This window comes from Streptosporangium sp. NPDC049644 (genome assembly GCF_040675205.1).
Taxonomy (GTDB): domain Bacteria; phylum Actinomycetota; class Actinomycetes; order Streptosporangiales; family Streptosporangiaceae; genus Streptosporangium; species Streptosporangium fukuiense.
This window is the reverse complement of record NZ_JBFAOJ010000182.1, coordinates 1-7,428: the sequence shown is the minus strand read 5'-3', so window position 1 is coordinate 7,428 and position 7,428 is coordinate 1. Positions and strand designations below refer to the sequence as shown.

Below are 7,428 nucleotides of genomic sequence, written 5' to 3'. Positions count from 1 at the left end.
AGGTCCCTTTGCCTGTACGGCTTTAAGCATGTGTTGCTGAGCTGGATCCGATAGGGGAAGCCTGGAGTGCAGCTTGAAGCTCGGGGTCGGTAAAGCTGGAGGCGCTGCAGTTCCGAGCGGATGTAGTCGCGGGTGGCCACCTCGCCGACCGCCATGCGCAGCGCGGCGACCTCCCGGGCGAGGTACTCCAGATCGGCCTGGTTCCGTTCCGCGGCCCTGCGGTCGTGCTCGCCCTGGACCCGGTCACGGTCGGCCTGCCGGTTCTGGGCGAGCAGGATCAGCGGCGCCGCGTACGAGGCCTGCAGGGACAGGATCAGTGTCAGGAAGATGAACGGGTAGGGGTCGAATCGCAGGGACGGGGGGCCGAAGGCGTTCCACAGGCCCCAGACGGTGACGAAGACCGTCATGTAGACCAGGAACCTCGCGGTGCCGAGGAAACGGGCGATCCGCTCGGAGAGCCGCCCGAACGCCTCCGGGTCGTAGTGCGGACGGAGCCGCAGGCCGGGCTGTCTTGGCTGGTCGAGGCGGTCAGCCATGTCTGTCCTCCTGCTCGCGCCAGTCCTCGGGCAGCAGGTGGTCGAGCACGTCGTCCACCGTGACGGCCCCGACCAGGCGCCCGGCCTCGTTCACCACGGGAACCGCCACCAGGTTGTAGTTGGCCAGGTAGAAGGTCACCTGGTTCAGGGTGAACTCCGGCCTGATCGGGTCGAGGGAGGTGTCCAGGATGCTGCCGAGCAGTGTCGACGGCGGCTCGCGCAGCAGCCGCTGGAAGTGGGCCAGGCCGAGGAAGCGGCCGGTGGGCGTCTCGATGGGCGGCCTGGCCACGTAGACCTGCGCGGCCACCGCGGGAGTGAGCTCACGCTGGCGGATGTTGGCCAGCGCCTCGGCGACCGTCGCGTTCGGCGGCAGGACCACCGGCTCGCTCGTCATCATCCCGCCCGCGGTGTTCTCCGGGTAGATCAGCAGCCGCCTGATCGGCGCGGCCTCCTCGGGCTCCATCAGCGCCATCAGCGCCTCGGCCTGCTCGGTGGGAAGTTCCTGCAGCAGGTCGGCCGCGTCGTCGGGGCCCATCTCCTCGAGCACGTCCGCGGCCCGTTCGGGGGAGAGCCTGCTCAGAATGCTGATCTGGTCCCGTTCGGGGAGCTCCTCCAGCACGTCGGCGAGCCGTACGTCGTCAAGGGCCGCCGCCACCTCCACCCGCCGTTTGTCCGGCAACTCGTGCAGTGCCCCCGCCAGGTCGGCGGCGCGCATCGACTCGAAGGCGACCAGCAGGTTGGCGGCGCCCTGGTCCTTCTGGACGGCGCCGAAGCCGTGGACCTCGGCCCAGTCGACGATCCTGGTCGCGCCGCGCCGCCGCAGCCCGATGCCGGGTGTGCTCGGGACCACCGCCACCTTGGTGACCAGCCACTCGGCACGCCTGGTCTGCTCCATGGCCAGGTCAAGGACCGTCATCCGCTCGCCGTCGACCTCCACGCCGAGGTCGAGCAACTCGGCGACGGCCAGGGTCTCGGTCGCCCGCTGCTCGAACCTGCGCATGTTGAGCCGGCCGCTGAAGACCACCGAACCCGTCTGGGCGGACCGGATCCGGGTGATCGGCAGGAAGACCCGGCGCCGGGGCTGCACCTCGACGACCAGCCCGTGCACGTGCGGTGGCGCGCTGCCGGCGATGGCCACCACCACATCACGGACCCGGCCGATCTGGTCCCCGGCAGGGTCGAAGACCGGGGTGCCGGCGAGACGCGCGATGAAGATCCTCACATTTGAAGCGTAGGCCGCGTCTCGGGCCTACCGGCTGCTGCCACGCTCCCCGGCTCACATGCCGGACTCGATTTGCTGGCCGGTAACCCAACATGACAGCATCAAAGCCGCATAACGGTAATTACGGGAATGGTGTTTCATGAGACGTGCAGGACTGCTGATCGCGCTCGCGTCGTCCCTCTGTTTCGCCTTCTCGGGCCCCATGGCCAAATACGTGGGCGCGGCCGGGCTGGCCCCGCTGGAGGCGGTCTGGGTACGCATGGCGGGCGCCGGGCTGCTGCTCGTCGGCGTCCTCGCGGTGGTCCGGCCCTCGGCCCTGCGCATCCCGCGCTCGCGGCTGCCGTTCTTCGCGGCGTACGCGGTGATCGCGGTCGCCGGCGTGCAGGCGCTCTTCTTCGCGGCGATCACCCGGCTGCCGGTCGGCGTCACCCTGCTGATCGAGTACACCTCACCGGTGCTGGTGGTGCTCTGGGTACGGTTCGTCCGGCGGGTACGGCTGCCGCGGGCGGCCTTCGCCGGAGCCGCCGTCGCCGTGCTCGGCCTCGGCGTCGTGGTGGAGGTCTGGTCGGGTCTCGCCCTCGACCCGGTGGGGCTGCTCCTCGCCTTCGCCGCGGCGGCGTGCTGCACCGGATACTTCCTGCTCAACGACAGCTTCGGCGACGAGATCGATCCGCTCGGGCTGGTCGCCTGGGGGCTGCTCGGCGCCGCGGTGGCGCTCGTCCCGATCTCCCGGCCCTGGAACATCCCCTGGGAGGCGTTCGGCGGGACGGCCACACCCGTGGGCGGCTATTCGCTGCCGGTGGCCGCGGCGCTGGCCTGCCTGATCGTGGTCGCCACGGTCATCGCCTACATCCTCGGCGTGCTGGCGGTACGCCGCCTGTCGGCCGCGGTCGGCTCCACCGTCGCCTCGCTTGAGGTCATCACCGGGGCGGTGGTCGCCTGGATCCTGCTGGGCGAGGCGCTCGGACCCTTCCAGATCGCGGGTGGCGTGATCGTCCTGATCGGCGCCTACCTGGCCCAGCGGGCCACGGTCGTGCCGCCCGTGGCCGTGCCGGAGGTCAGGAAGCCGGCTCCCGTGGGATGAGCCGGATCACCTGGGAACCGGTGGCCCAGCGCGCCACCAGCCTCGCGCCGTCGGGGGCGTTGAGCCGCTCCTTGGCGAGCGCGGCCACCGCGTCGGCGGCCTTCGCCTGGTCCATCACCTCCACGCTGGCGTCGAAGGCCACCAGGCGCCCGCCGTTGTCCTTGCTGCGCAGTGTCACCCGGACCTCACCGGCCTCGGCCAGCCCCGGCAGCGGCTGCTCGCCCCCGCCGGTGACCAAGTAGATCGCGCCGTCGTGCCAGGTGTGCCAGGCCAGCCGGGGCCGGTCCAGCGACAGCCACAGGACGCCCGACTTCTTGGCGCCCTCCTCGATCACACCCATAGGACGAATGTACGGCCTGTTCCTCCCTATGGGGCGGTACAGGCCGTACGCGCCGTGAGGTCAGTGCCCGGAGAGCCTCCAGGCGGCCGGGAGCAGCCCGGCCGCGATGGCGATCTTGAGGGCGTCGCCGAGCAGGAAGGGCAGCACGCCCACCGCGATGCCGGTGCCGAGGTCGGTCTGGGCGACGGCGACGAGGACCGGCAGGCCGAAGGCGTAGATGACCAGGTTGCCCACGATCATCGTGCCGACGGTGCGCGGCACGGTGCGGTCGCCGCCGCGTTCGGCGAGCCTGCCGACCACGGCCGCGGCGGCGACGAAGCCGATGACGTACCCGAAGGACGCGCCGCCGAAGCCGGAGGTGCCGCCGGCGAACCACGGCACGCCCGCGAGGCCGGCCAGCAGGTAGAGCGCCATGCTCAGCGCCGCGCGGTTCATGCCGAGGGCCGCGCCGACCAGCACGACCGCGAAGGTCTGGCCGGTGACCGGGACGGGTGAGCCGGGCAGCGGGAAGCTGAGCTGCGCGGCCAGGCCCGTCAGGGCGGCGCCGCCGACCACGAGCGCGACGTCGCGGGCACGGGAGCCCGGGATGAGGTCGGACAGTACGGCGGGCCTGTGCACAGCGGAGGCGTTTGCCATGGTGGGTGTCTCCTTTGCAGGTTCTTGCCGCACATTCTTCTGAGATCTCCGGCAAAAGCCCTGCGAGATCGCCGCCAAGAACGGCGGGAGGTCTTTGTGCGGACGCCATAGCGCCGCCCGGCCGCCGGTCTGCTTTCCCGCGGGCGCTAGCGTGTGCCCATGCGTTCTCGGCGTTCATGTCTCGCGGTGCCCGGCAGCAACCCCCGATTCCTGGAGAAGGCCCAGGGACTCCCGGCGGACGAGGTCTTCCTCGATCTGGAGGACTCCGTCGCGCCCCTGGCCAAGGAGGGGGCGCGCAAGAACGTCGTGGCGGCGTTGCGCGAGGGCGACTGGTCGGGCAGGACGAGGGTCGTCAGGGTCAACGACCTCGGCACCCAGTGGACCTACCGCGACGTCATCGAGGTCGTGGAGGGCGCGGGGGAGTTCGTCGACTGCCTGATGCTGCCCAAGGTGGAGGACGCCGCCCAGGTGATGTGGCTCGACACGCTGCTCACCCAGATCGAGAAGGCGAACGGCCTCACCGTCGGCAGGATCGGCATCGAGGCCCAGATCGAGAGCGCCAAGGGCCTGGTGAACGTGGACGCCATCGGCGGCGCGTCCCGGCGCCTGGAGACGCTCGTCTTCGGCCCGGCCGACTTCATGGCCTCGATCAACATGCGGACCCTGGTGGTCGGTGAGCAGCCGCCCGGCTACACCGAGGGCGACGCCTACCACTACATCCTGATGCGCATCCTGATGGCCGCCCGGACGCACGGCCTGCAGGCCATCGACGGCCCCTACCTGGCGATCAAGGACCTGGACGGCTTCCGCCGGGTGGCGGGCCGGGCCGCGGCGCTGGGGCTCGACGGGAAGTGGGTGCTCCACCCGACCCAGATCGAGGCCGCGAACGAGGTGTTCTCGCCGTCGCAGGGGGACTACGACCACGCCGAGTTGATCCTCGACGCGTACGAGTACTACACGACGGTCGAGAGGCGCGGCGCGGTCATGCTCGGCGACGAGATGATCGACGAGGCGTCCAGAAAGATGGCGCTGGTGGTGGCGGCGAAGGGCAGGGCCGCCGGTCTCGCGCGAACCACGGCCTTCACCCCGCCCACGGCCTGACACCGGCGACCACCTGCCGGTGCGCCGCGGTGGCGGGCGCGGGTGAGCCGGGGGTTCCTCCATGGGTCTCAGCGGGCTGGTGTGTTTCAGGATTTTTATGGACAAATGATGATAATCCGGGTGCCGGATTGATAAATCTGACTAGAGAGGTCTCGTCATCGCGGCCGGGACGTGTTGCTCTTGACTGTGTACGGCCGAGGTCCGGCCGGTCGGTCGCGGGAGGTGATCGTTTCCGGAGAACGGGGTAGTAGTAGGGTCGCGTGCGATTTGCCGCATCCGTAGGGGTTGCGGCCTACCGTTACGGAGACGACTGGAACGGTCCGGGGTGGTGACCCCGGGCTGAAACGGGCTTCCTGCGAGGAGGTGCTGAGCGTGGCCTCGGGCCCCCACGACCCGCGCTCGCCAGAGTGGCCGGCGGATGACGGCGGCGTTCACGACGATGCCATGCGTGCAGGCAGGTCCCAGGAGCCACACGCGTCCCCACCGACGATCCAGCACTCCCCGCCAGGCCCCTCCGGCGACGATACGCGCGGGCTCTCCATGGCCTCCCCGTGGATGCTCCCGCCGTTCGCGGCGCCGACCCCGGACGACGGCGAGCCGCCCCGGGCCCGCCCGGAAGGGCTCGGCGGCGAGCGGCGCCGTCCGTACGCCCAGCCCTACGCCCCCACCCCCCAGCCCGCCGGGCAGTCGTTTCCGCCGGATTCCCCCGCCGCCGACCAGCCCGCCGCCGACCAGCCCGCCACCGATCACCTCGCCGAGGAGCCCGTGGAGGAGCGGGGGACGGGGCAGGGCCGCCACGCCACACCGGAGCGAGGGCGCCCGCGCCTGGTGGACCGCCCCGACCTCCTGGTCGCCTCGGGGCCGACGCCCGAGCGCAGGGGCAGGAGGAGGGCGGACCGGCCCGACCGCCTGGTCGCCTCGGGGCCGGCCCGCGAGCGCGGCGGGGACGGGCGGACAGCGCCCCCGCCGCCCCCGCCGCCCCCGCCTCCCCGGCCCGAGGACCGGATCAGGATGGGACCGAGCATTCCGGCGACGCCGGAACCCGTGCCCACCCCGGAACCCGAGCCGACCTCCGAATCGGAGCCGGCGTCCGAGACCGAGGGGCCCGGCACGCCCGTCGAGGACGATTTCGAGCCCGTACGCCGGGTGGGGCGCCCGCCCGGCGGCAGGCCCGCCAGGCCCGACCTGCTCGTCGCGGAGGGCCCGCCCGGCAGGCGGGGCCCCAACGGCGGGCGGCACCACCGCTCGGCCGCCGCGCCCTCCGCGGTACGCCGGTCCAGCCCGACCAGGCGCAGGCGTGGCAGGGGCCTGGTGATCCCGTTCCTGATGGTCATGGTCCTCACCGTCGCGGTCGGCGGCGGCCTGGCCCTGTGGGGGTGGGTGAGCAGCCCGTTCGCCACCGGTCTCCGGCTGGTCGGCGACGAGGCGGGTTCGGGTGACGAGAACTTCGTGCCGCGGGCCGGTGTCGGCGGCAACGGCTCCAACCAGGTTCTCAACGCGGTGGCCTCGGTGGGCTCCGTCATGGTCGCGGTCGGCAGCGACACCACCAGCCCGGTACCCAGGCCGCTGTTCCTGGTCTCTCCCGACGACGGCACGACCTGGCAGCTGGGCAGGATGGTCGGCCCGGTGGGGTACGAGACGGGGCCGACCACGGTGGGCCGGGTGGCGGGCGGTGACGGCCGCTGGCTGGCGGCGGGCAACGACCCCCTCGGCTCGGGGCACGGCCTGTGGACCAGCTCCGACGGCTACAGCTGGACCGCCGTCGACCCCGCCGAACTGGACGCCTTCGCGCGCGGGGACAAGATCATGGACCTGGCCAGGACCGACTCGGGCTTCGTCGCGGTCGGCGCGGCCGTGCTGGACGACGGCACCACCGGGGCCGTCGCCTGGGTCTCGCCCGACGGGCGCGCCTGGAAACGGGTGGCGACCCGGGAGATCGGCATGCCGGACAAGGTGCGGGGCATCAAGGCGGTCGTCGCCAAGGGGAACGCCGTGGTCGCACTGGCGGACCCGGCCCAGGGGCAGTCCACCTCGGTCATCCTGCGCTCGGCCGACGGAGGCGGGAGCTGGCAGCGGACCGGCACCGCGCTCAACGACGTCATCCCCGAGCCGGGCGCGCTGGCCGTGGCAGGCGGGGGGTTCGTCCTCGTACCGACCCAGCAGCGCAGCGACAAGGGCGAGGTCCGCGTCTACTGCTCGCCCGAGGGCGCCGACTGGAAGGTCTGCGGAACCATCACCGGCCTGGGGTCCGACGGTTCCGGCGTCAGGCGGCTGGCCTCCTCCTCGGCGGGGGTGGCAGCGGTCGTCGAGTCCGGCTTCGAGCGCTACACGGTCCACACCAGCCCCGACGGCCGGGACTGGAGCAAGACCACAGACCTCGGCGAGGTACCCGGCTCGCTGCGGGCGCTCGCCCTGTCCGACACCGGCGCGCTCGTCGTCGGCGGCGACGAGCGCGCCGCCGACGTGGACAACAGGGTGGGTCTCATCACCGCGCCCAAGGAGATCGGAA

The 7,428-nt window shown here is 72.1% G+C and carries 6 protein-coding genes and 1 pseudogene; 3 read left to right on the top strand and 4 right to left on the bottom strand.

Going from position 1 to position 7,428, the window contains the following annotated elements; all coding sequences use genetic code 11:
• On the bottom strand, positions 1-536 hold a 536-nt coding region (locus tag AB0J58_RS43490), incomplete at its 3' end, for a DUF1003 domain-containing protein (RefSeq protein WP_364227371.1).
• On the bottom strand, positions 529-1,752 hold the full coding sequence (locus tag AB0J58_RS43485) for a CBS domain-containing protein (RefSeq protein ID WP_364227374.1): 1,224 nt from the start codon (positions 1,750-1,752) through the stop codon (positions 529-531). The genes AB0J58_RS43485 and AB0J58_RS43490, both read right to left, overlap by 8 nt.
• Before the next feature lie 145 nt (positions 1,753-1,897).
• Here AB0J58_RS43485 and AB0J58_RS43480 point away from each other — a divergent pair, with 145 nt between their 5' ends.
• Positions 1,898-2,842, top strand: a complete 945-nt coding sequence (locus tag AB0J58_RS43480) for an EamA family transporter (RefSeq protein ID WP_364227368.1) — start codon at positions 1,898-1,900, stop codon at positions 2,840-2,842.
• On the opposite strand, the gene AB0J58_RS43475 is transcribed toward AB0J58_RS43480, so the two are convergent.
• Together AB0J58_RS43475 and AB0J58_RS43470 are read right to left on the bottom strand one after the other, a co-directional pair.
• Positions 2,817-3,182: a hypothetical protein gene (locus tag AB0J58_RS43475; protein WP_364227365.1), complete on the bottom strand. Its 366-nt coding sequence runs from the start codon at positions 3,180-3,182 to the stop codon at positions 2,817-2,819. The two genes, AB0J58_RS43480 and AB0J58_RS43475, sit on opposite strands and share 26 nt — an antisense overlap.
• Positions 3,183-3,242: 60 nt before the next feature.
• Positions 3,243-3,818 (bottom strand): biotin transporter BioY, encoded by a 576-nt coding sequence (locus tag AB0J58_RS43470; RefSeq protein WP_364227362.1) that lies wholly within the window; start codon positions 3,816-3,818, stop codon positions 3,243-3,245.
• Between the two features lie 159 nt (positions 3,819-3,977).
• Between AB0J58_RS43470 and AB0J58_RS43465 the strand changes: the two genes are divergently transcribed.
• Both AB0J58_RS43465 and AB0J58_RS43460 read left to right on the top strand, forming a co-directional pair.
• Positions 3,978-4,919, top strand: a complete 942-nt coding sequence (locus AB0J58_RS43465) for a CoA ester lyase (protein ID WP_364227359.1) — start codon at positions 3,978-3,980, stop codon at positions 4,917-4,919.
• A 444-nt stretch (positions 4,920-5,363) separates the two neighbouring features.
• Positions 5,364-7,428 (top strand): annotated as a pseudogene (locus AB0J58_RS43460) (hypothetical protein); the annotation flags it as partial.